This is a genomic window from Sphingopyxis sp. FD7 (assembly GCF_003609835.1).
Taxonomy (GTDB): Bacteria; Pseudomonadota; Alphaproteobacteria; order Sphingomonadales; family Sphingomonadaceae; genus Sphingopyxis.
Genome location: NZ_AP017898.1, coordinates 2,121,823 through 2,142,330, shown reverse-complemented (window position 1 = coordinate 2,142,330; position 20,508 = coordinate 2,121,823). Strand labels below are relative to the sequence as shown.

General features: G+C 67.3%; 24 protein-coding genes. 15 read left to right on the top strand and 9 right to left on the bottom strand.

Translation table 11 applies throughout. The features are described from left to right. Positions 1 to 11: 11 nt before the first annotated feature. From SPYCA_RS10100 to SPYCA_RS10090, 3 genes are read right to left on the bottom strand one after another with little or no spacing between them, the layout of a single operon-like run. Positions 12 to 1,280: an FAD-dependent oxidoreductase gene (locus SPYCA_RS10100; protein WP_172595032.1), complete on the bottom strand. Its 1,269-nt coding sequence runs from the start codon at positions 1,278 to 1,280 to the stop codon at positions 12 to 14. Next, complete coding sequence (locus tag SPYCA_RS10095) at positions 1,270 to 3,111, bottom strand: amidohydrolase (RefSeq protein WP_232003261.1); 1,842 nt, start codon at positions 3,109 to 3,111, stop codon at positions 1,270 to 1,272. Before SPYCA_RS10095 ends, SPYCA_RS10100 begins: the two co-directional genes overlap by 11 nt. Continuing rightward, the gene (locus SPYCA_RS10090; protein WP_120222262.1) at positions 3,108 to 3,986 is read right to left on the bottom strand and encodes an NAD(P)-dependent oxidoreductase; all 879 of its coding nucleotides are present in this window, start codon (positions 3,984 to 3,986) and stop codon (positions 3,108 to 3,110) included. Before SPYCA_RS10090 ends, SPYCA_RS10095 begins: the two co-directional genes overlap by 4 nt. A gap of 59 nt (positions 3,987 to 4,045) precedes the next feature. On the opposite strand from SPYCA_RS10090, the gene SPYCA_RS10085 reads away from it, so the two are divergent. From SPYCA_RS10085 to fghA, 9 genes are all read left to right on the top strand, one after another. Then, positions 4,046 to 5,296, top strand: a complete 1,251-nt coding sequence (locus tag SPYCA_RS10085) for a threonine ammonia-lyase (protein WP_120220101.1) — start codon at positions 4,046 to 4,048, stop codon at positions 5,294 to 5,296. 173 nt (positions 5,297 to 5,469) lie between these two features. Continuing rightward, entirely contained in the window at positions 5,470 to 5,862 is a 393-nt protein-coding gene (locus SPYCA_RS10080) for an acyl-CoA thioesterase (RefSeq protein ID WP_120220100.1), read from the top strand. Next, on the top strand, positions 5,859 to 6,359 hold the full coding sequence (locus SPYCA_RS10075; RefSeq protein WP_120220098.1) for a GNAT family N-acetyltransferase: 501 nt from the start codon (positions 5,859 to 5,861) through the stop codon (positions 6,357 to 6,359). Before SPYCA_RS10080 ends, SPYCA_RS10075 begins: the two co-directional genes overlap by 4 nt. Positions 6,360 to 6,543: 184 nt before the next feature. Beyond that, complete coding sequence (locus SPYCA_RS10070; protein ID WP_120220096.1) at positions 6,544 to 7,062, top strand: GNAT family N-acetyltransferase; 519 nt, start codon at positions 6,544 to 6,546, stop codon at positions 7,060 to 7,062. 97 nt (positions 7,063 to 7,159) lie between these two features. After that, complete coding sequence (locus tag SPYCA_RS10065; RefSeq protein WP_120220094.1) at positions 7,160 to 8,272, top strand: S-(hydroxymethyl)glutathione dehydrogenase/class III alcohol dehydrogenase; 1,113 nt, start codon at positions 7,160 to 7,162, stop codon at positions 8,270 to 8,272. Between the two features lie 142 nt (positions 8,273 to 8,414). Next, positions 8,415 to 9,275: a formyltetrahydrofolate deformylase gene (gene purU / locus SPYCA_RS10060; RefSeq protein ID WP_172595031.1), complete on the top strand. Its 861-nt coding sequence runs from the start codon at positions 8,415 to 8,417 to the stop codon at positions 9,273 to 9,275. Between the two features lie 54 nt (positions 9,276 to 9,329). Then, entirely contained in the window at positions 9,330 to 9,710 is a 381-nt protein-coding gene (locus SPYCA_RS10055) for a VOC family protein (protein ID WP_120220090.1), read from the top strand. A gap of 12 nt (positions 9,711 to 9,722) precedes the next feature. Next, positions 9,723 to 10,226 carry a prolyl-tRNA synthetase associated domain-containing protein gene (locus tag SPYCA_RS10050; protein WP_120222261.1) on the top strand — a complete coding sequence of 168 codons (504 nt, stop codon included), beginning with the start codon at positions 9,723 to 9,725 and terminating at the stop codon, positions 10,224 to 10,226. Further along, positions 10,223 to 11,071 (top strand): S-formylglutathione hydrolase, encoded by an 849-nt coding sequence (gene fghA / locus SPYCA_RS10045; RefSeq protein ID WP_120220087.1) that lies wholly within the window; start codon positions 10,223 to 10,225, stop codon positions 11,069 to 11,071. The genes SPYCA_RS10050 and fghA overlap by 4 nt, the downstream gene beginning before the upstream one ends. Before the next feature lie 32 nt (positions 11,072 to 11,103). On the opposite strand, the gene SPYCA_RS10040 is transcribed toward fghA, so the two are convergent. From SPYCA_RS10040 to SPYCA_RS10025, 4 genes are all read right to left on the bottom strand, one after another. Further along, entirely contained in the window at positions 11,104 to 12,081 is a 978-nt protein-coding gene (locus SPYCA_RS10040; RefSeq protein WP_120220085.1) for a quinone oxidoreductase family protein, read from the bottom strand. A 180-nt stretch (positions 12,082 to 12,261) separates the two neighbouring features. Beyond that, on the bottom strand, positions 12,262 to 14,025 hold the full coding sequence (locus SPYCA_RS10035; protein WP_120220083.1) for a DEAD/DEAH box helicase: 1,764 nt from the start codon (positions 14,023 to 14,025) through the stop codon (positions 12,262 to 12,264). Positions 14,026 to 14,173: 148 nt separating this feature from the next. Further along, entirely contained in the window at positions 14,174 to 15,346 is a 1,173-nt protein-coding gene (locus SPYCA_RS10030) for an NAD(P)/FAD-dependent oxidoreductase (RefSeq protein WP_120220081.1), read from the bottom strand. 7 nt (positions 15,347 to 15,353) lie between these two features. Next, positions 15,354 to 15,533 (bottom strand): hypothetical protein, encoded by a 180-nt coding sequence (locus tag SPYCA_RS10025; protein WP_120220079.1) that lies wholly within the window; start codon positions 15,531 to 15,533, stop codon positions 15,354 to 15,356. Positions 15,534 to 15,633: 100 nt separating this feature from the next. On the opposite strand from SPYCA_RS10025, the gene SPYCA_RS10020 reads away from it, so the two are divergent. Further along, positions 15,634 to 16,380 (top strand): head GIN domain-containing protein, encoded by a 747-nt coding sequence (locus tag SPYCA_RS10020; RefSeq protein ID WP_120220077.1) that lies wholly within the window; start codon positions 15,634 to 15,636, stop codon positions 16,378 to 16,380. A gap of 43 nt (positions 16,381 to 16,423) precedes the next feature. Then, positions 16,424 to 17,134, top strand: a complete 711-nt coding sequence (locus SPYCA_RS10015) for a head GIN domain-containing protein (protein ID WP_120220075.1) — start codon at positions 16,424 to 16,426, stop codon at positions 17,132 to 17,134. Between the two features lie 108 nt (positions 17,135 to 17,242). On the opposite strand, the gene SPYCA_RS10010 is transcribed toward SPYCA_RS10015, so the two are convergent. After that, positions 17,243 to 17,980, bottom strand: a complete 738-nt coding sequence (locus SPYCA_RS10010) for a murein L,D-transpeptidase catalytic domain family protein (protein ID WP_120220073.1) — start codon at positions 17,978 to 17,980, stop codon at positions 17,243 to 17,245. A 176-nt stretch (positions 17,981 to 18,156) separates the two neighbouring features. On the opposite strand from SPYCA_RS10010, the gene arsC reads away from it, so the two are divergent. Continuing rightward, positions 18,157 to 18,501: an arsenate reductase (glutaredoxin) gene (gene arsC / locus SPYCA_RS10005; RefSeq protein WP_120220071.1), complete on the top strand. Its 345-nt coding sequence runs from the start codon at positions 18,157 to 18,159 to the stop codon at positions 18,499 to 18,501. Between the two features lie 7 nt (positions 18,502 to 18,508). Here the strand turns inward: arsC and SPYCA_RS10000 are convergent, their stop codons facing one another. Beyond that, a complete protein-coding gene (locus SPYCA_RS10000) occupies positions 18,509 to 18,796 on the bottom strand; it encodes a 4a-hydroxytetrahydrobiopterin dehydratase (protein ID WP_120220069.1) in 288 nt (95 codons plus the stop codon). Positions 18,797 to 18,847: 51 nt separating this feature from the next. On the opposite strand from SPYCA_RS10000, the gene SPYCA_RS09995 reads away from it, so the two are divergent. From SPYCA_RS09995 to SPYCA_RS09985, 3 genes are read left to right on the top strand one after another with little or no spacing between them, the layout of a single operon-like run. After that, positions 18,848 to 19,267: a metallopeptidase family protein gene (locus SPYCA_RS09995; RefSeq protein ID WP_120220067.1), complete on the top strand. Its 420-nt coding sequence runs from the start codon at positions 18,848 to 18,850 to the stop codon at positions 19,265 to 19,267. Next, positions 19,264 to 19,848, top strand: coding sequence for a heme ABC exporter ATP-binding protein CcmA (gene ccmA / locus SPYCA_RS09990; RefSeq protein WP_232003260.1), 585 nt, complete (start codon positions 19,264 to 19,266; stop codon positions 19,846 to 19,848). Before SPYCA_RS09995 ends, ccmA begins: the two co-directional genes overlap by 4 nt. Then, complete coding sequence (locus tag SPYCA_RS09985; protein ID WP_120220064.1) at positions 19,845 to 20,492, top strand: heme exporter protein CcmB; 648 nt, start codon at positions 19,845 to 19,847, stop codon at positions 20,490 to 20,492. The genes ccmA and SPYCA_RS09985 overlap by 4 nt, the downstream gene beginning before the upstream one ends. Positions 20,493 to 20,508: the final 16 nt, after the last annotated feature.

The window sequence follows — 20,508 nt, the reverse complement described above, 5'->3', positions numbered from 1 at the left end:
ATGACGAGAAATTAGAAGACGGTCCGGCCCGCCACCGTGCCCTTGCTCGCGAAACTGAAGCGCGGTTCGACCGCCAGATCCTTGTCGAGGATATGCGCCGCGACGCGCTTGCCGACCGCGGGGCCATTCTTGAACCCGTGCCCCGATCCGGCGCCGACGAGCCACACGCGCTCCTGCCCCGGAAAACGGTCGAGCAGATAGTCGCCGTTCGCGCTGTTTTCATATTGGCACACGCGCGCGCCGATCAGCGGCGCCCCCGCGAGCCCCGGAAAGCGCCGCGCGACATAGGCGCGGGCGGCGGCGATTCCGGCGGGGGTCGGATCGCGTTCCATCGTGTCGGGGTCGATCACCGGGCCATGCGTGTCGAAGGCAATCTTGAACCCCGCCCCTTCGAGATCGGGAATGCCATAAACGATGCGGCCGTTGTTGAAATCGGCCCAGACGGGGAGTTCGGGCGGCGCGAAGCGTGTGTCGCCCTGCGGCGCGCCGAAATGATAGACCTCCTGCCGCGTCGCGACGATCCGTCCCATCAACTGCTGCGGGAAAAGTTCGGCGAGCCAGGGGCCCGCGGCATAGACCAGATGGTCGGCGGTGCCGCCGTCGGGAAGCGTGTGGCGCCTGATCCGCCTGGAAAAGAGCGGTGCGGGCATCACGACGCGCTCGACCTCGACCCCGGCCTCGGCGATCACTTCCTGCACCCCGCGCGCGGCGATCAGCGCGCCGGCCTCGGTTTCGAGGATGCCGGTTTCGCCCTGATAGAATTGGATCTGGCGATATTTGGTCTGGAGCCAGGTTACGTCGCCATGCTCGTGCCCGACGCGGTTCGCCTGGAGCCACGCGAGCGACTGCGCGGTATAGGCCTCGCCCTGCGGCGCGAACCAGAGCACGCCGGTGTTGTGAAAGATCGGCGCGCTGGCGGTGTCGGACAGCGCCTTCCAATAGGGCAGCGATTCGCGCGCCAGGTCCGAATAGAGGCTGTCGGCGCCATAGCCCATGCGGATCACGCGGCTGGCGCCCCCCGAGGAAGACCGCGCGTTGCCCGCGCCATAGGCGTCGAACAGGCGCACGCTCTTTCCGGCGCGGACAAGGTGCCACGCGGTCCACGCGCCGAACACGCCCGCGCCGATGATCGCGACGTCGACATGCTGGACCTTGGGCCGCGGCGCCTTGCGCCTTTTCGATCGGCGTTCCTTGCGCTCGGCCGCGGCGGTGCTTGTCGCAATCGGCAGCGCGGCGAGGCCGGTCAGCAGCGCGCGGCGAGAGGGGCTATCAGCGGCCAATCGTCGCACCTTCCTTCTGCTTGTAATAGCGATAGCCGCCGATCCAGGTTTCGAGCGGGGTCATGCGGCGGATCTCGTCGGGGCTGGCGAGCAGCGGGTCGGCATCGACGATCAGGAAATCGGCGCGCATTCCGGGCATCAGCGTGCCGATGCGGTCCTCGGCAAACCCCGCATAGGCCGCCGTGCGCGTAAAGCCGTCGAGCGCGGTTTCGCGGTTCACCGCTTCCTGGGGCCGCCAGCCGCCGAAGGGTTCGCCCCTTGCGTCGGTGCGCGCGATGGCGGCGGCGAGGCCCGCGAAGGGATTGGCGCTCTCGACGGGCACGTCGGAGCCGAAGGCGAGGCGCACGCCCGCATTCTGGAGGCTGCGCCACGCATAGGCACCCGCGAGGCGATCCGGCCCCAGCCGCGCTTCGGCCATCAGCCGGTCGCTCGTCTGATGCACCGGCTGCATCGAGGCGATGACCTTCAATTCGGCGAAGCGCGCCATGTCGGCGGGGTCGATCACCTGTGCATGTTCGATGCGCCAGCGCCGCTCGCCCGGCAGGTCGGCGTCGAGGTCGGCGATCGCGGCGAGCGCCTCGGCATTGGCGGCGTCGCCGATCGCGTGGATCGCGACCTGGAACTTGTCCATCGACGCGCGCACCATCTTGTTGCGAAGCTGCGCCGGGGTGAGGAGGGGAAGTCCCTTCTGACCCGGCGCGTCGGCATAGGGCGCCTTCAGCCACGCGCCGCGCGAACCCAGCGCGCCGTCGAGATAGAGCTTCACCCCGACCATGCGCAGGCGGTCGTCATAGAGCCACGGCGTCGGTTCGGACCCGGCGATGATCGCCATATTGTCGATGTCGGCGCCGTAGGAAATGATGCGCACGGCAAGCTGTTTCTTGTCGCCCGCGCGGCGAAACGCCTGCCAGTCCTGAATGGTCGTGCCCATGTCGGCGATCGCGGTGATCCCCTGTTCGAGCAGTTTCTGCTGCGCCAGATAGAGCGCGCGGTCGAGGTCGCGCGCGAGCGGTTTGGGCTTGGCGCTGTCGATCAGGCTCATCGCGGCATCGACGAACACGCCCGACGGCTTGCCGCCCGCCATTTCGATGCGACCGCCTTCGGGCGATTTGCTTGCCGCGCTGACCTTGGCCGCCGCCATCGCCGCGCTGTTCGCCCAGCCCGCATGGCCGTCGACGCGCTCGAGCCAGACGGGACGGTCCGGCACCGCGGCGTCGAGATCGGCGGCAGTGGGGAAACGGCCGAGACCCCATTTTTCCTGATTCCAGCCGCGCCCGATGATCCACGGCATTTCGGGATTCTCGGCGGCATAGCGGCGGATCGCAGCCTGCGCTTCGGCCAGGCTGTTCGTGTCACTGAGGTCGAGCAGCATCAGCTGGAAGCCCAGCCCCATGACATGCCCGTGCGCGTCGATCAGGCCGGGGATCAGCGTGCGGCCCTTGCCATCCTCCTTGAAATCGGGGCGTTCGGGGCGCTTGTCCTTGCGGTCGAGCAGCTGTTTCACCTTGCCGTCGCGATCGATCACGAGACCGGTGAAGCGGACGAGCTTGCCCTGCTTGTCGAGCGTGATGCCGTTGACATTGTCGACCAGCGTATCGGCGTACGCGGGGGAGGTGAGGGTGAGGGTGAGGGCGGCGGCAATCGCTCCCCTCCCGCAAGCGGGAGGGGCTGCGAGACTTGCCAGCTTGCTGGCTAGTCGCAGCGGGGTGGGCAGCAGACGGCGAGCGTTGGAGGCCCACCCCGCTGCAACTAGGCCCGGCTTCGCCGCGCCAAGTTTCGCTGCCCCTCCCGCAAGCGGGAGGGGCGGGGTAAGTTCGATTGCACCGCTCATTTCGGCAACCGCGTCACGAGCGAGCTCGTGTCCTTGCGCCCGCCGCCGGCCTTTTGCACATCGGCGTAAAATTGATCGACGAGGCTCGCGACGGGCAAGGTCGCGCCGTTGACGCGGGCTTCGTCGATCGCGAGGCCCAGATCCTTGCGCATCCAGTCGACGGCAAAGCCGAAGTCGAACTCGTCCTTTGCCATCGTGCTCCAGCGGTTGAGCATCTGCCAGCTCGCCGCCGCGCCGCCCGACACCGCCTCGAACACCTTGTCGGTGTCGAGCCCTGACGCCTGCGCGAAACGCAGCGCTTCGGAAAGGCCTTGCAGCACTCCCGCGATCGCGATCTGGTTGACCATCTTGGTCGTCTGTCCCGCGCCGGGGCCGCCGATATGGACCATGCGCGCGGCATAGGCCTGCATCACCGGCTCGGCCGCCGCGAACGCCGCCTTGGTCCCGCCGCACATGATCGACAGCGCGCCCTTCTGCGCCCCCGCTTCGCCGCCCGACACGGGCGCGTCGAGGCAGAGCAGGCCGAGGCTTTCGGCCTCGACCGACAACTGGCGTGCGATGCGCGCCGAGACTGTGGTGTGGTCGATGAACAGCGCGCCCTTGCGCATCGCCCGAAACGCGCCGTCGCGGCCCAGTGTCACCTGCGCCAGATCATCGTCATTGCCGACGCAGGTCAGCACGACATCGGCGTCGCGAGCGACGTCGGCGGGCGTCGATGCCGCGGCGCCGCCGTGCTGTGCCACCCACGCATCGGCCTTGGCGCGCGTACGGTTATAGACGGTGAGGTGATGACCCGCCCGGACGAGGTGGCCCGCCATCGGTCCGCCCATGACGCCGGTGCCGATGAAGCCGATGCGCAATTTTTGTTCGCTCATGGGGCGATCCATAACCATGGTTTGCGCGGCGCGCCAGATGGGGTAGGGGGCCTATCGCTATGACCGATCACCTTACCCTGACCTCCGCCGCCGATTTACCGGCGATCACATTGGACGATGTGCGCGCGGCGGCGGGGCGAATTAACGGCGCGGTCGTGCGCACGCCGACGCTGCATTCGCAGACGCTGTCCGAGCTGGTCGGCGCCGATGTGTGGCTGAAGTTCGAGAATCTGCAATTCACCGCGGCGTACAAGGAGCGCGGGGCCTTGAACGCGCTGCTGCTGCTCGACGACGATGCGCGCGCGCGCGGCGTGATCGCGGCGTCGGCGGGCAATCATGCGCAGGGCCTCGCCTATCACGGCAAGCGCCTCGGCGTGCCCGTCACCATCGTGATGCCGAGCACGACGCCGCAGGTGAAGGTGTCGCAGACCGCGAGTCACGGCGCGACGATCGTGCTTCATGGCGAGAAGTTCGACGACGCCTATGCCCATGCGCGCGAACTGGAGGAGGAGCGCGGCCTTACCTTTGTCCATCCCTTTGACCATCCGCATGTCGCGGCGGGGCAGGGGACTGTAGCGCTCGAAATGCTCGAGGATGTGCCCGAACTCGACACGCTGATCGTGCCGATCGGCGGCGGCGGGCTGCTCGCGGGCATGGGCACCGCGGCGCGCGGGATCAAGAATGACATGCGCCTCGTCGGCGTGCAGGCGGAACTCTATCCCTCGATGTACGCCGAATTGAACGGCGTCGACATGGCGTGCGAGGGCGACACGCTGGCCGAGGGCATCGCGGTGAAGGAGCCGGGAGCCTATACGCGCAAACTCGTCGCCGAACTCAACGACGACATCGTGCTGGTTGCCGAGCGGCATCTGGAACGCGCGGTGAGCCTGCTGCTCCAGATCGAAAAGACGGTCGTGGAGGGCGCGGGCGCGGCGGGTCTCGCCGCGATGCTCGCGCATCCCGAAGAATTTGCGGGGCGCAAGGTCGGGCTGGTGCTCACCGGCGGGAATATCGACACGCGGTTGCTCGCGAACGTGCTGCTTCGGGATTTGGCGCGATCGGGGCGCATCGCGCGGCTGCGCATCCGGCTGCAGGACCGCCCCGGCGCCTTGTTCAAGGTGATGAAGCTGTTCGACGAGAAACAGGTCAACATCATCGAAATCTATCACCAGCGCATCTTCACGACGCTGCCCGCCAAGGGACTGATCACCGACATCGAATGCGAAGCGCGCGACCGCGAGCATCTCGACAGCCTCGTCGCGGCGCTGCGCGATGCGGGCTACATGGTGACGACGGTGGAACTGGCGTGACCAAATCCCCTCCCGCAGGCGGGAGGGGCAGCGAAACTTGGCAGCTTGCTGCCTAGTTGCAGCGGGGTGGGCAGTCCGACGTCACGTTATGCCCACCCCGCTGCGACTAGCGAACAAGTTCGCAAGTCTCACTACCCCTCCCGCAAGCGGGAGGGACTTGCTATGATTGCGAAATGAAAGACTTCTTTCTCTCCCTCACCGCCACGCCCGACGCCATCGACGAACTGGGGCATGTCAACAATGCCGTCTGGGTCCAGTGGATCCAGCAGGTCGCGACCGGCCATTGGGATGCGGTGGCGCCGCAGAGCCACAAGGATGCGTATATCTGGGTCGTCGTTCGGCACGAGATCGACTATCTGCGCGCGCTTGGTCCCGGCGAGACCGTGACCGCGCGCACCTGGGTCGCCGATAGGCCGCAGGGCGCGAAGTTCGACCGCTTCATGGAGTTTGCCGGCGCGGACGGGAAGCTGCATGTCCGCGCGCGGACGGTGTGGGCGCTGCTCGACAAGGCGAGCGGGCGGCCGCTGCGCGTGACCGACGCTATCGTCGCGCCGTTTCTGAGATGATGATCCGCCCCGCGACGCCCGCCGATGCCGCCGCGATCTGGGCGATCATCGGCCCGACGATCCGTGCGGGGGAAACCTATGCACTCGACCGCGACATGACCGAGGCGGCGGCGCTCGCCTATTGGTTCGCCCCTGACAAGGCGGTGTTCGTGGCGGAGGCCGACGGCGCGATCCTGGGCACCTATTATCTGCGCGCCAATCAGCCAGGCGGCGGCGCGCATGTGTGCAATGCGGGCTATATCACCGACGCGGCGGCGACCGGTCGCGGCGTTGCGCGCGCGATGGCCGAGCACAGCCTGGCCGAAGCGCGCCACCGCGGCTTTCGCGCGATGCAGTTCAACTTCGTCGTCGCGACCAACGCGCGCGCGGTGCGCCTGTGGCAATCGCTGGGGTTCGCGATCGTCGGGCGATTGCCGGGGGCGTTCGCGCATCCGGAGCTGGGCTTTGTCGATGCGCTCGTCCTGTATCGCACGCTTGATCGCGCGACGGACGGCTGATACAGCCGCGCGCGATGACCAACGACCGATCCACCCGATTCAAGGCGTATTGGCGCTCCTTTACATAGGAGCGGCATGGCATCACCTGTGACCATCGCCGCCGTGACCGGAAGGCGAATGGTTGTCATCACATCACCAAGCCCACTTTCGGTCGCGGCGCGCGCTTTTGAAGAGAAGACGCGACATGACCGATACGCTGCTTTCCCTGTCGACCGACCATTGCCGCATCGCGCCGCTGACCGCCGACGATGCGCGCGCGCTGACCGCGATCACGGACGAGACGGTGACGTCGCGCGTCCATTTTCTGCCCGCCCCCTTCACCGAGGCCGATGCGCGCGCGCTCATCGCGCGATCGGGCGGCGGGGACGTGTTCCATGCGGTGCGCGACAGGCGCGGGATCGAGCTTTATGGTGTCGTCGGCGTACACCGCCGCGCAGGCCGTGAATATGAGATCGGTTACTGGTTCGCGGCGCGGGCGCGGGGGAAGGGCATCGCGACCGAAGCCGTGCGCGCGGTGGTTGCGGCGCTCGGTGCGGCGCGGCCCGACTGTTCGATCGTCGCGGAATGCCACCCCGACAACGAGCGCTCGCGCGCGCTGCTGCGCCGCGTCGGCTTCGTGTCGACGGGGCGGCCGGGCCAGCGTCCCGGTCGGATGCTGATGGCATGGCGGGCAGCGCCGGCCGAGCGCATCGACGTTTGCTGACCAGCGGCCCTCGCTTGTCCGGCCGGCACGGGCAGGATCACATGCTTGCATTGCCGATCCATTTGCCTGATTGGGAGCGCCGAGAAGGAGACCGCCGATGAAGACCCGCGCCGCCGTTGCGTTCGAAGCGAAAAAGCCGCTCGAAATCGTCGAACTCGATCTGGAAGGCCCGAAGGCGGGCGAGGTGCTGGTCGAGATCATGGCGACGGGCATCTGCCACACCGACGCCTATACGCTGGACGGTTTCGACAGCGAGGGGATTTTTCCGAGCGTGCTGGGGCATGAGGGCGCAGGGATCGTGCGCGAGGTCGGCGCGGGCGTGACGTCGGTAATGCCCGGCGACCATGTCATCCCGCTCTACACTCCCGAATGCCGCCAGTGCAAAAGCTGCCTTTCGGGCAAGACCAACCTCTGCACCGCGATCCGCGCGACGCAGGGCAAGGGGCTGATGCCCGACGGCACGACGCGCTTTTCCTATAAGGGCCAGCCGATCTTTCACTATATGGGCTGCTCGACCTTCTCGAACTTCACCGTGCTGCCCGAGATTGCGGTCGCAAAGATCCGCGAGGATGCGCCATTCCAGACGAGCTGCTACATCGGCTGCGGCGTCACCACCGGCGTCGGCGCGGTCATCAACACGGCGAAGGTGCAGGTCGGCGACAATGTCGTTGTCTTCGGCCTCGGCGGCATCGGGCTCAACGTGATCCAAGGCGCGCGGCTTGCCGGCGCGAACAAGATCATCGGCGTCGACATCAATCCGGCGCGCGAGGAATGGGGCCGCAAGTTCGGCATGACCGATTTCCTGCACTCCAAGGGCATGAGCCGCGAGGATGTCGTCGCGGCGATCGTTACGATGACCGACGGCGGCGCCGATTACACCTTCGACGCGACGGGCAATACCGAGGTCATGCGGATCGCGCTCGAAGCCTGCCACCGCGGCTGGGGCACCTCGATCATCATCGGTGTCGCCGAAGCGGGCAAGGAGATATCGACGCGGCCGTTTCAGCTCGTCACCGGGCGCAACTGGCGCGGCACGGCGTTCGGCGGCGCCAAGGGGCGCACCGACGTGCCGAAGATCGTCGACATGTATATGCAGGGCAAGATCGAGATCGACCCGATGATTACGCATGTGATGGGGCTGGAAGAGATCAACAAGGGGTTCGACCTGATGCACGCGGGGGAAAGCATCCGCAGCGTCGTCGTGTACTGATACGCGCACCGAAGCGATCATAAGCTGGTGTGTCCCCGCGAAGGCTGGGATCCATCTCCGAACGGTGCCAGCTGGCGCGGGCGGGTGATGGACCCCCGCCTTCGCGGGGTACACGGAATTGCCGAGTGAGGGGTACAAGAATGTGACCGGGCCTTATGTCCTGACCTTCAGCTGCGCCGACGCGGTGGGTATCGTCGCGGCGGTGACGGGGCTGCTCGCGGAACGCGACGGCTTCATCCTCGACAGCCAGCAATATGCCGACCTCGATTCGGGGCGCTTCTTCATGCGCGTCGCGTTTCGCGGCGCGGGGCCGCGCTTTCCGGGCGACCTGGCCGGGGTGCAGGACGCCTTTGCGCCTGTCGCCCATCGCTTCCAGATGGATGCGCGGATCAGCGATTGCAGCGCCAAGCCGCGGTTCGTGATCGCGGTGTCGCAGGGCAGCCATTGCCTTAACGACCTGCTCCACCGCTGGTCGACGGGAAATCTCGCGATCGACGTCGTCGGCGTGGTGTCGAACCACGAACATCTTCGCCGCTTGACCGAATGGCACGGCGTGCCCTTTCACTATCTGCCCGTCAGCGACGCAAACCGCGCCGAACAGGAAGCGGCGATCCTCGACGTGATGGCGCGCGGCGGCGCGGATTATCTGGTGCTCGCGCGCTATATGCAGGTGTTGTCGGAGCATTTGTCAACGAAGCTCGCCGGGCGCTGTATCAACATTCACCACAGCTTCCTGCCCGGTTTCAAGGGCGCTAAGCCCTATCACCGCGCGCACGAGCGCGGGGTCAAGCTGATCGGCGCGACCGCGCATTTCGTGACGAGCGATCTCGACGAAGGTCCGATCATCGAACAGGCGGTCGAGCGCGTCGATCACCGCGACAGCGTCGACGACCTCATCCGCATCGGCCGCGATGTCGAGGCGCAGGTGCTCGCGAAAGCGGTGCGCTGGGTCGCCGAACAGCGGGTGCTGATCGACGGGCGCAAGACGGTGGTCTTTCGTTAGTCGCAAAGAGGCGATAGGTAGCGAATCGCAACCAAAAACAGCAGGAGCGGAAGCATGTACAGTCATAATATGGTCGGATCGAACGACCTTGAGGCATCGAAGAAATTCTATGACGCGACCTTTCAGGCGATCGGCGGCAAGCCGGGGATCGTCGATGACAAGGGGCGGCTGATCTATATGCACAAGGGCGGATTGTTCCTGGTGACCGCACCGATCGACGGCCAGCCGGCGACCGCGGGCAATGGCTGCACCGTCGGTTTCGCGATGGACACGCCCGAACAGGCCGATGCCTGGCACAAGGCGGGGGTCGAAAATGGCGGCACCGCGATCGAAGATCCGCCGGGCATTCGCGAAGGCGGTTTCGGTCAGCTCTATCTGGCCTATCTGCGCGACCCGTCGGGCAACAAGCTCTGCGCGCTCCACCGCGTCGCCTGAACCGGGGTGTCGATGCGCGGTGAAGCGGGCTTGCTGGCCGACCTCGAATCGCTGGCGATCCCCTTCACCGCGCATGAACATGCTGCGGTATTCACTGTCGCCGAAAGCGATGCGGTGAATGCTGATATTCCCGGCGCGCATACGAAGAATCTGTTCCTGAAGGACGCGGGCGGCGTTTTTTGGCTCGTCACCGTCCCGTCGGACGCGCGCGTCGACCTGAAGGCGCTGCCAGGCGCGATCGGCTGCAAGCGTGTGAGCTTCGGCAAGGCCGACGACATGCAGCGGCTGCTCGGTATCGCGCCGGGGTCGGTGACGCCGCTTGCCGCGATCAATGCCGAGCCGGGAAGCATCGCCGTCGTCATCGAGGCGGGGCTCGCGACGGCCGAGCGCGTCAACGTCCACCCGCTGCGCAACACCGCGACGCTGGGGCTGTCGGGCGCGGCGATACTGGACCTCCTCCGTCATTGGGGCCATGTTCCCCGCGCCGCGACCATCCCCGTTCAGGACAAGCCATGACCCTCGAAACCCTCTCCACCATTCGCAGCCACGGCGGCACGCAAGGCGTGTACAGGCATGCGAGCACGACGACCGGCACCGACATGAGCTTTGCGGTTTTCGTTCCCGACCACGCGCCGGGTGCGAAGCTGCCCATGCTCTGGTATCTGTCGGGGCTGACCTGCACCCACGCCAATGTGATGGAAAAGGGCGAGTATCGCGCGGCATGTGCCGAGCATGGCGTGATTTTCGTCGCACCCGACACCAGCCCGCGCGGCGAGGGCGTCCCCGACGACCCCGACGGCGGCTGGGACTTTGGTCTCGGCGCCGGTTTCTACGTCGATGCGACCGAAGAGCCCTGGGCAAAACACTATCGGATGCGATCCTATGTCGAGGACGAACTGCCGTCGCTGATCCTGCGCAATTTCCCGAGCGCCGACCTGACGCGGCAGGGGATCACCGGCCATTCGATGGGCGGGCATGGCGCGCTGACCATCGGCCTTCGCAATCAGGACCGTTTCCGCTCTGTCTCGGCCTTTTCGCCGATCGTGTCGCCGATCCACTGCCCCTGGGGCGAAAAGGCGCTCGGCCATTATCTGGGCGACGACCGCGAGGCGTGGCGCACCTATGATGCGTGCGCATTGCTCGACGACGGGCTGCGCGTCCCCGACCTGCTCGTCGATCAGGGCGACGCCGACGATTTCCTGACCGAGCAGCTCAGGACCGAATTGCTCGTCGCGGCGTGCGAGCGGAACGGCCAGAAAGCCGAAATCCGGATGCAGCCGGGCTATGACCACAGCTATTATTTCATCTCGACCTTCATGGCCGAGCATGTCGCGTGGCATGCGGAGCGGTTGAAGGCGTAATTGCTCCCCTCCCGCCTGCGGGAGGGGAGCTTTCAGGGAATCAGCAAACTCGACCCCGTTGTCCGTCCAGCCTCCAGATCGGCGTGCGCCCGTGCCGCATCCTGCAAGCCATAGCGCTGCCCGACCGTGACCTTCACCGCGCCGCTTTCGATCATCCCGAAAACGCGTTCGGCGCCCGCGGCGCGTTCGCCGGGGTCGAGATAATAATCGAACAGCGTCGGCCGCGTGACGAACTGCGAGCCATGCTGCGCGAGAATGCCGAGGTTGACGCCGGTGACGGGGCCGCCGGCATTGCCATAGCTGACGATCAGCCCGCGTCGTGCGGTGGCCTTGAGCGACACGTCCCACGTTGCCATGCCGATGCCGTCGAAGGTGACGGGAACGCCCTGGCCGTCGGTGATCTCGCGGACGTGCGCGGCCACATCGTCGGTCTTGTAGCGGATGACATGATCGGCGCCGGCCTCGCGCGCGGCCTGTTCCTTCGCCTCGGTGCTGACGGTGCCGATGACGGTCGCGCCGATCGCCTTGAGCCACTGGACCAGGATCAGCCCGACCCCGCCCGCCGCGGCATGGACGAGGACGGGCCAGCCAGCCTCGACCTTTGCGCAGCGCTCGACGAGCGCCTCGACGGTACAGGCCTTGAGTAAGGCGGCGGCGGCGATCTCGTCGTCGATGGCCGAGGGCAGCTTGAACAGCGACGACGCCTTGACTAGCCGCGCGCTCGCATAGGCGCTGCGCTCGGGGCCGAAGGTCGCGACGCGGTCGCCGGGTTTGAAGCCGTGGACGCCTTCGCCGACCGCGATCACCTCGCCCGCCGCTTCGAGCCCCAGCCCGCCGGGAAGGTCGACCGGATAGGTGCCGTCGCGGTGATAGATGTCGATATAGTTGAGCCCGATCGCCGTCTGACGGATGAGCAGCTGTCCGGCGCCGGGCTTGTCCAGCCTGACCTCGCGCCAGTCGATGACCTCGGGTCCGCCCTGGTTTTCGATGAAGGCTTGGATGGCTTTCATGGCGCGCGCTCCTGCTGTCCGGCCCATCTGGGGTGAGGCAGGGAGGGGTGCAACCCTCAACCGCCGATTTCCCGAGCGAAGACGAGGGACTGCGCCGAGCGAAGTCGAGGCGGACCAGGTGACGGACGGTCTCGCTTCGCTCGAACGGGCCCCTCGTCTTCGCTCGGGGATCCGGGGGTTTTACTTCGCCGGACGGCGCGGGCTGCGCTGGCCATAGGGCCTGGGCTTGTAGCGTTCGGTATTGCCGCCGGGACCACGCGAACCGCGCGGGCCGCCCTTGGGAGCGCCCTTGTCGCGGCGCGGCGGCCAGGTCGGGCCATCCGGCGCCGGGGTGATCGCGACGCCCGCATCATCCTCGCCATCCTGATTCGCGGTGCGCCGCACGGCTTCGGCGAAACGGTCGGCGATGGCGATGGGGATGTTGAACAAGGTTTCGGACGGGCCGATGCGGATCGCGCCTATTTCGTGCTTCGTCACATGGCCGCGGCGGCAGAGCAGCGGCAGGATCCAGCGCGGGTCGGCGTTCTGGCGACGGCCGATGTTGAGGCGGAACCAGACGCTGTCGTCGAACTGGTCGCGGCGCTCGCCGCGATCCGGGCGGTCTTTGCGGTCGCGCGCTTCGCCGCGCGGGCGTGGGCCGCTGTCGAGAAGCTCTTCGGGCGGCGGCATCAGCGCGCGGTGCGCGCGCACCAGGCTGGCGGCGATGTCTTCGGGGCTGCGCTCGGCCATCAACCGCCGCGCGAGCTCCATATCCTCGGCCTCATGATCCTGTGGCTCGAGCAGCTTTTCGATCAACCGTTCCTGATCGCGCGCGCGCACGTCGGCGGCGGTCGGCGCGTCCATCCATTCGGCCTCGATCCGCGCGCCGCGCAGCATCCCGTCAACGCGGCGGCGGCGCGGATAGGGGACGATGATCACCGCGGTGCCCTTTTTGCCCGCGCGTCCGGTGCGACCCGACCGATGCTGCAGCGTTTCGGCGTCGCGCGGGATTTCAACGTGGATAACGAGGCTGAGGCTTGGCAGGTCGATACCGCGCGCCGCAACGTCGGTAGCGACGCACACTTTGGCCCGGCGGTCGCGCAGCGCCTGGAGCGCCTGGTTGCGCTCATTCTGGCTATGCTCGCCCGACAACGCGACGGCGGCGAATCCACGCTCGACAAGGCTGGCGTGGAGGCGACGGACATTGTCGCGCGTCGCGCAGAAAAGCATGGCGGTTTCGGCGTCGTGGAGACGGAGCAGATTGACCACCGCGCCTTCGATGTCGGCGGGGGCGACGGTGACGGCCTGATAGGCGATGTCGCCATGGCCGCGGTCTTCACCGACCGTCGAGATGCGCAGGGCGCCCTGCTGGTAACGCTTGGCGAGCTGGACGATCGGCTTGGGAAGCGTCGCCGAAAAAAGGAGAGTGCGGCGCGTTTGCGGCGTCGCGTCGAGGATTTCCTCCAGATCCTCGCGAAAGCCCATGTCGAGCATTTCGTCGGCCTCGTCGAGCACCGCGACCCGGAGCGCCGAAAGGTCGAGCGCGCCGCGCTCGAGATGATCGCGCAGGCGCCCCGGCGTGCCGACGACGATATGGACTCCCTGGTTGAGGTTGCGGCGCTCGCGGCTGGCATCCATGCCGCCGACGCAGGTTGCGATGCGCGCGCCGGCCTTGCCATAGAGCCAGCCGAGCTCGCGGCTGACCTGGAGCGCGAGTTCGCGCGTCGGCGCGACGATCAGCGCCAGCGGCGAGGTGGCAAAGGGCAGGCGGTCGTCCTCGATCAACTCGTCGGCCATGGCGAGGCCGAAGGCGACGGTCTTGCCCGATCCGGTCTGCGCCGAGACGAGCAGGTCGCGGCCTTTGGCCCCTTCTTCGGTGACCTGCGCCTGGACGGGGGTGAGCGCTTCATAGCCGCGCGTGGTGAGGGCGTCCGCAAGGACGGGCGAAAGATGGTCGAAAGGCATTGCTCTTCTTGTCCTGTGCGGCGCTGCTTTGCCGCCAAATATGTCGTCACCCTGAACTTGTTTCAGGGTCCATGGCCCAAGGTCGCAGCGTCAGGCCATGGATGCTGAAACAAGTTCAGCATGACGGGAATGATAGGTTGATCTTTTCCTAAAGCGCCTGACCCGCGGCGTGTCCGCTGGCCCAGGCCCATTGAAAATTATAGCCGCCCAGCCACCCGGTGACGTCCACGGCTTCGCCGACCGCATACAGTCCCGGCACGCTTTTGGCCATCATTGTTTGCGAGGAGAGGTTCGCGGTCGCAATGCCGCCGACGGTGACCTCGGCCTTGGCGAAGCCTTCGGTGCCGTTGGGATGGAATATCCAGCGCTTGAGGCGCGCTTCGGCGTCGGCGAGCCTGCGGTCGGTCTGCGCGCCGAGTTCGCCGGACAGCGCGAGGCGGTCGGCGAGCGTCTGCGCAAGGCGGTCGGGCAGGGGAAGCACCGACGCCAGCGTCGCGCGCGGCCTTTTGCGCTTCGCCTCGAGCAGCCAGCCTGGCGCGGCATCGGGCAGAAAGTCGATCGTCACCGGTTCGCCGTGGCGCCAATAGCTGCTGATCTGAAGGATCGCGGGCCCCGACAGGCCCCTGTGCGTGAAGAGCGCGGCTTCGCGGAAGGCGGCCTTGCCCGCGCGCGCATCGACGGGGGTTGCGACGCCCGACAGTTCGCGGAACAACACATCGTCTCCGCCGAGCGTCAGCGGGACGAGCGCGGGGCGCGGCTCGACGACCTTGAGGCCGAATTGACGCGCAAGCTCATAGGCGACGCCGCTCGCCCCCATCCTGGGGATGGAAGGGCCGCCGGTCGCGATGACCAGATTGGGTGCGGCAAAGTCGGCGCTGCCGAAGCGTATGCGGAATCGCCCGTCGGCATGGTCCACCGCGCCGACCGGCTGGCCGCAGCGGACGTCGACGCCGCCCTTTGCGCATTCGTCGAGCAGCATCGCGACGATCTGTTTGGCCGACCCGTCGCAGAAAAGCTGGCCCAGCGTCTTTTCGTGATAGGCGATGCCATATCTTTCGACGAGCGCGATGAAGTCGGCGGGGGTGTAACGCGCGAGCGCCGACTTCGCGAAATGGGGGTTGGCGGACAGGAAGCGGTCGGGGGCGGTGTGGATATTGGTGAAGTTGCAGCGCCCGCCGCCCGAAATCAGGATCTTCTTGCCCGCCTGATCGGCGTGGTCGAGCAGCAGGACGCGCCGCCCGCGCTGCCCCGCGACCGCGGCGCACATCATCCCGGCCGCGCCGGCACCCAGCACGATGGCGTCATATTCGGCGAGGCCCATCGACGGCTCAGCGCAGCCTGGCGATCGACAGCCCGTCGGCCTTGGCGCGAGTTTTCACCGATTCCTCGCTTCGCGTGAGCGCTTTTGCAATCGCCTTGAGCGCCATGCCTTTCTTTGCGAGCATATGCAGCTTGTCGATTTCGGCCGCGGTCCACGGCTGTTTGTGACGTTCGAACCGGTCTTTCATGCCGCGGCTCTGGCGCAGGAAGGTGGCGACAAGATGGCGGCGCCTCTGGACAGGCCCGCCGGGCGTGTGTTATGCAAATAATACACAAAGGAGATTCTCGATGCGGAACTGGACGATGGCGGCGCTGCCGCTGATGCTTGCGATGACGGTGACGGCGTGCAGCGCCGAGATGGCGAACGAGAGCAAGGACGGCAAGCGCACGGTCGAAGCGGGGCCGACGAAGTCGCAGGGCTTTGACCTGACCGGTTTTACCGGCGTCAAGGTGACGGGCCCCGACGACGTGACGATCCGCCGCGGCGACAATTTCTCGATCGTCGCGCGCGGGCCGCAGGCGGTGATCGACGAACTGGAAATCGAGCTCGACGGCGACATGCTGTCGATCGGCCGCAAGGACTCGATGCTCCGTTTCGACGGGGATCAGGCGGTCGAGGTGACGGTCGTGATGCCCGCGCTTCGGGCAGTGCGCCTGACGGGTTCGGGCGCGATCGACGCCGATGCGGTCGAGGGCGACGCGGTCGAAGCGGTGGTGACCGGATCGGGCGACCTCAAGATCGCGGCGATGAACGGCAAACGCGCCAAGCTCGCCATCACCGGGTCGGGCGACCTCGCGGTCGGCGGCGGCGCGATCGGCACGGGAAATTATGACGTGACGGGATCGGGCAGCATCGCGGCGAGCGATCTCAGGGCTTCGACGCTCGACGTGTCGATTGCGGGATCGGGCGACGTCGATGCGCAAGCGAGCGACAGCGCCGACATCAACATCCTGGGGTCGGGCGACGCGACGATCGGCGGCGGCGCCAAATGTTCGACGCGGGCGCTGGGATCGGGCGACGCAATCTGCAAATGACGCGGCTATGGCGCCGTCCCGCCCGACGCGATAGGATGGCGCCATGACCAGCCCGCTGTATTGGGCCGCATGGGCGGCAAGCACCCTGTTTCTGGCCGCACCCGCATCGGGCGCCGAGAAACGCTATGGTCTCACCAGCTTCGAGGCGATCGAGGTGCAGGCCGATGTGGCGGTCGAGGTCGTCAGCCGCGCCCCGGTGAGCGCGGTGGCGACGGGGCCACAGGATGCGCTCGACCGGCTGAGCGTCGAGGCGCGCGACGGTCGGCTGGTGATCAGCGAGCGGCAGTTTGCGGGCGATGAGAAGCGCGGGCGACCGCGCGGGCCGGTGATCGTGCGGGTCAACGCCGCCAATCTGCGGAGCGCGACGCTGGCGGGCGCGGGATCGCTTGCCATCGACCGGCTGGCGGGGCAGCGTGCGATGGTCGGGCTGCGCGGGCCGGGGCGGCTGACGGTCGAGGCGGTGGCGGCCGACCGGCTACAGGTCGCAATGATCGGCAACGGCACGATGACGCTCGGCGGCAAGGCGAAGAAGGCGCAAATGACGTTGTCGGGCGCGGGCATGGTCGATGCGGGCGCGCTCGCGGTCGACGAACTGGTCAGCGACAGCGAAGGCGCGGGCGATCATCGGCTGCGCGCGGTCAAGAGCGCCGCGATTACGGCGCGCGGGATCGGGCGGACGGTCGTGCTGGGGCGGCCGGTCTGCACGGTGCGCAATGTCGGCAGCGGGTCGGTGTCCTGCGGGACGGGGGATTAGGTTGCCGACGGCCCGTCGCGGCCGGAAAGCAGGTCACTGTTTCATCGTCATCGCGGACTTGATCCGGGATGGCGATGGTTGGTGAACGGCGCCTGGTTCGGCTTTCGCTCAATCGGCCGTCGTCGGCAGCGGTCCGTTCACCGAACTCGCGCGGCGCAGATTCTCCATGCCGGGCAGCGGGTCGGCGGGCAGGTCGAATGGCGCGGGCAGCGGCGGTGGCGCGCTTAGCCGGTCGGCGAAGAGCAGCCGTCCGGGGCCGAGCTTGTAGAGAATCATCGGCAACAGCTCTTCGCCGAACACGAAGCACCCCTCGCTCCGCCCCAGCTTGCCCTGCGTCGCGATGAGCGCCGGGTCGGCGTACCAGGCGCCGTGGACAACGATGGCGCGGACGTCGGCATTGCTGTTGTCGGGTTCCAGCCCCGCGAGCCGCATCGACGACCCGTTGGCGCCCCAATAATAGTCGCCGGTGCGATAGGCGCCCCGCGAGGTCGCGAGACTGCCGACGCGATTCGAGAAGCTTTTGAGCCAGCCGTCATGCTGTGGGTCCGACCCGCGGCCGTGCGTCACCGGAAACAGGTCGACCGTGCCCGCGACCATGTCGACCAGCGCAAAGCGCGGGCGCGACGACGGCAGGCCGAAATCGACCACCCCGACGCGGTCGGTCTGCGGGATGTTGCGCCCTTGCATCGCAAGCTGCTTCTTCGCCACGGCCAGATAGTCGACCGGCGGCGGCGCCATCGGCTGCTGGACCCAGTTCGGAAGCTGCGCCCGCGCCGGCAGGGCGGCCAGTGCCCCCGCGCCCGCGAGCCCGGCCAGCAATGCCCTGCGATCGATCAATTCACTCACTTTGACAGCAACCCCGCATCGGCCGCCCTTTGACGGTCCCTCGACCTTGCATAAATCGTGGTTCCGCCGCGAAAGGCAAGCTGGTGGTTCCCCTTCATGCGGGCAATTGTGCCATATATGCCATGAATAGCGGGTTTACGCTGCGGTAAGGCGGCATTAGGACGCGGCCCATGAACATGAAAGCGACCATCTGGCACAACCCCGCCTGCGGCACCTCGCGCAAGACGCTGGCGATCCTTCAGGAGACGCCGGGCGTCGAACTGACCGTCGTTGAATATCTCAAAAATCCCTATGACGCGGCGAAGCTGCGCCAGCTGTTCGCCGACGCCGGGCTGGCCCCGCGCGACGCGCTGCGCCTGCGCGGCACCAACGCGGCCGAGCGCGGCCTGCCCGATGCCGACCCCGACGCGATCATCGCGGCGATGGCGGCGAACCCCGCCTATGTCGAACGCCCGCTTGTCGAAACCGACAAGGGCGTGCGGCTGTGCCGTCCGCAGGACAAGGTGCGCGAAATCCTCTGAGCGGGGCTCAGAGCAGCGCTTCGATGGCTTCGGCGAGCTTCGCGTCGCGCTCCGAAAGTCCGTTCGCATCGTGCGTCGTCAGCAGGACGTCGACGCGATTGTAGACGTTCGACCATTCGGGGTGATGATCCATCTTTTCGGCGATGATCGCGACGCTCGCCATGAAGCCGAACGCCTGCGCGAAATCGGCGAACCTGAACTGGCGCGAGATCGCGTCGCGGACGGGTTCATAGGTCCATTCAGGAAAGCGGGCGAGCAGCGCGCTGCGCTGAGCATCGTCAAGTTTCCGGACCATTGTCTTTCTCCCGCTGGTCAATATCGTGCCCGGCCCATAAGGAAGGGCGCGATGAGCGACAAGAGCAACCTGCCCGCCGGATGGACCGGCGCCGCCCCCGACGCCGACGCGCTGTTCGCGATGGCCGAGGCGGCGCTTGGCGCGATGCCCGATGTGTTCAAGCCGCATATCCGCAATCTCGTCATTTCGATCGAGGAGTTTGCCAGCGACGAGATTCTCGCCTCGCTGGACATCGAGCATCCTTACGATCTCACGGGGCTGTACGAAGGGCGCCCGCTCACCGAACGCAGCATCGGCGAAAGCGGCGGGATGCCCGACCGCGTGACGCTGTATCGCATCCCCATCCTCGTCGAATGGATCGAGGGCGGCGAGCGGCTCGACTGGCTGGTGCGTCATGTGCTGATCCACGAGATCGGGCATCATTTCGGCTTTTCGGACGACGATATGCACGCGCTCGAGGATATGTCGTGACGACTCTGCTCGCGCTCGACGGCGTGGCGTGCATTCGCGGCGACCGGCTGTTGTTTGAAGGTCTGTCATTCGCGCTCAGCCGCAACGACGCGCTGTGGCTGCGCGGGCCTAATGGCGCGGGCAAGTCGAGCCTGATCCGCCTCGCCGCCGGGCTGCTGCGCCCCGCCGCGGGAACGGTCGTGCGCCGCGGACGGGTGGCGCTGATCGACGAGGCGGCGGCGCTCGATCCCGAACTCCCCTTGCGCCGCGCGCTCGATTTCTGGGCGCGGGTCGATACGGTCGACGGCCACGCGGTTGATCGCGCGATGGACGCGATGGCGCTCGATCCTCTGGCCGATGTGCCGGTGGCGATGCTCTCGACCGGCCAGCGCAAACGCGCGGCGATGGCGCGCGTGATTGCCGGCGGCGCGCCGATCTGGCTGCTCGACGAACCCGCGAACGGCATGGACGAAGCCGCGGCGGCCCGGCTGATGGCCGCGATTGCGACGCATCGGGCGAATGGCGGGGCAGTGCTGCTCGCGTCGCATTTTGCGCTGGGGGTGCCGGATCTGGCCGAACTCGACATGGGGGCGCTCGCGTGACCGCGCTCATCGCCCTTTTCTTGCGCGACCTGCGCCGCGCGTGGGGCAGTGGGGCGCTGTGGCTGCCGGTCCTCTTCTTCCTGCTCGTCGCGACCGCCTTTCCCTTCGCGGTCGGCCCCGATGCGCCGCTGCTGCGGCGTGCGGGAGGCGGGATGCTGTGGGTGGCGGCGCTGCTCGCCGCGCTGCTGCCGATCGACCGCCTGGTGAAGCCCGACAAGGAAGCGGGCGTGCTCGATCAGCTCGCGGTGCGTGGCTTCGCCGACGAGGTGATCGCGGCCGTGAAGATCGGCGCCCATGCCATTGGTTTCGGCCTGCCTTTGCTGATCGCGCTGCTCCCCGCATCGGCATTGCTCGCGCAGGATGGCGCGCGCGTCGAAACGCTCGCGGCGGGCATCGCCGTCGCGGTTCCGGCGCTCGCCTCGCTGGCGGTGCTCAGCGCCGCGCTGACCGCCGGCCACAAGGGCGGCAGCGCCATCGGCGGGCTGCTCGTGCTGCCGCTCGCGGTGCCATTGCTGATTTTTGGCGCCGGGATGCTCGACCCGTCGGGGCGCGGCGCGGTGAAGCTGCTGGCGGCGACGAGCCTGCTGCTCACCGCGATCGGGCCGTTCGCGGCGGGGGCGGCGTTGCGGGGGCTGCGCGAATGACGAGCCAGTCGCTCGC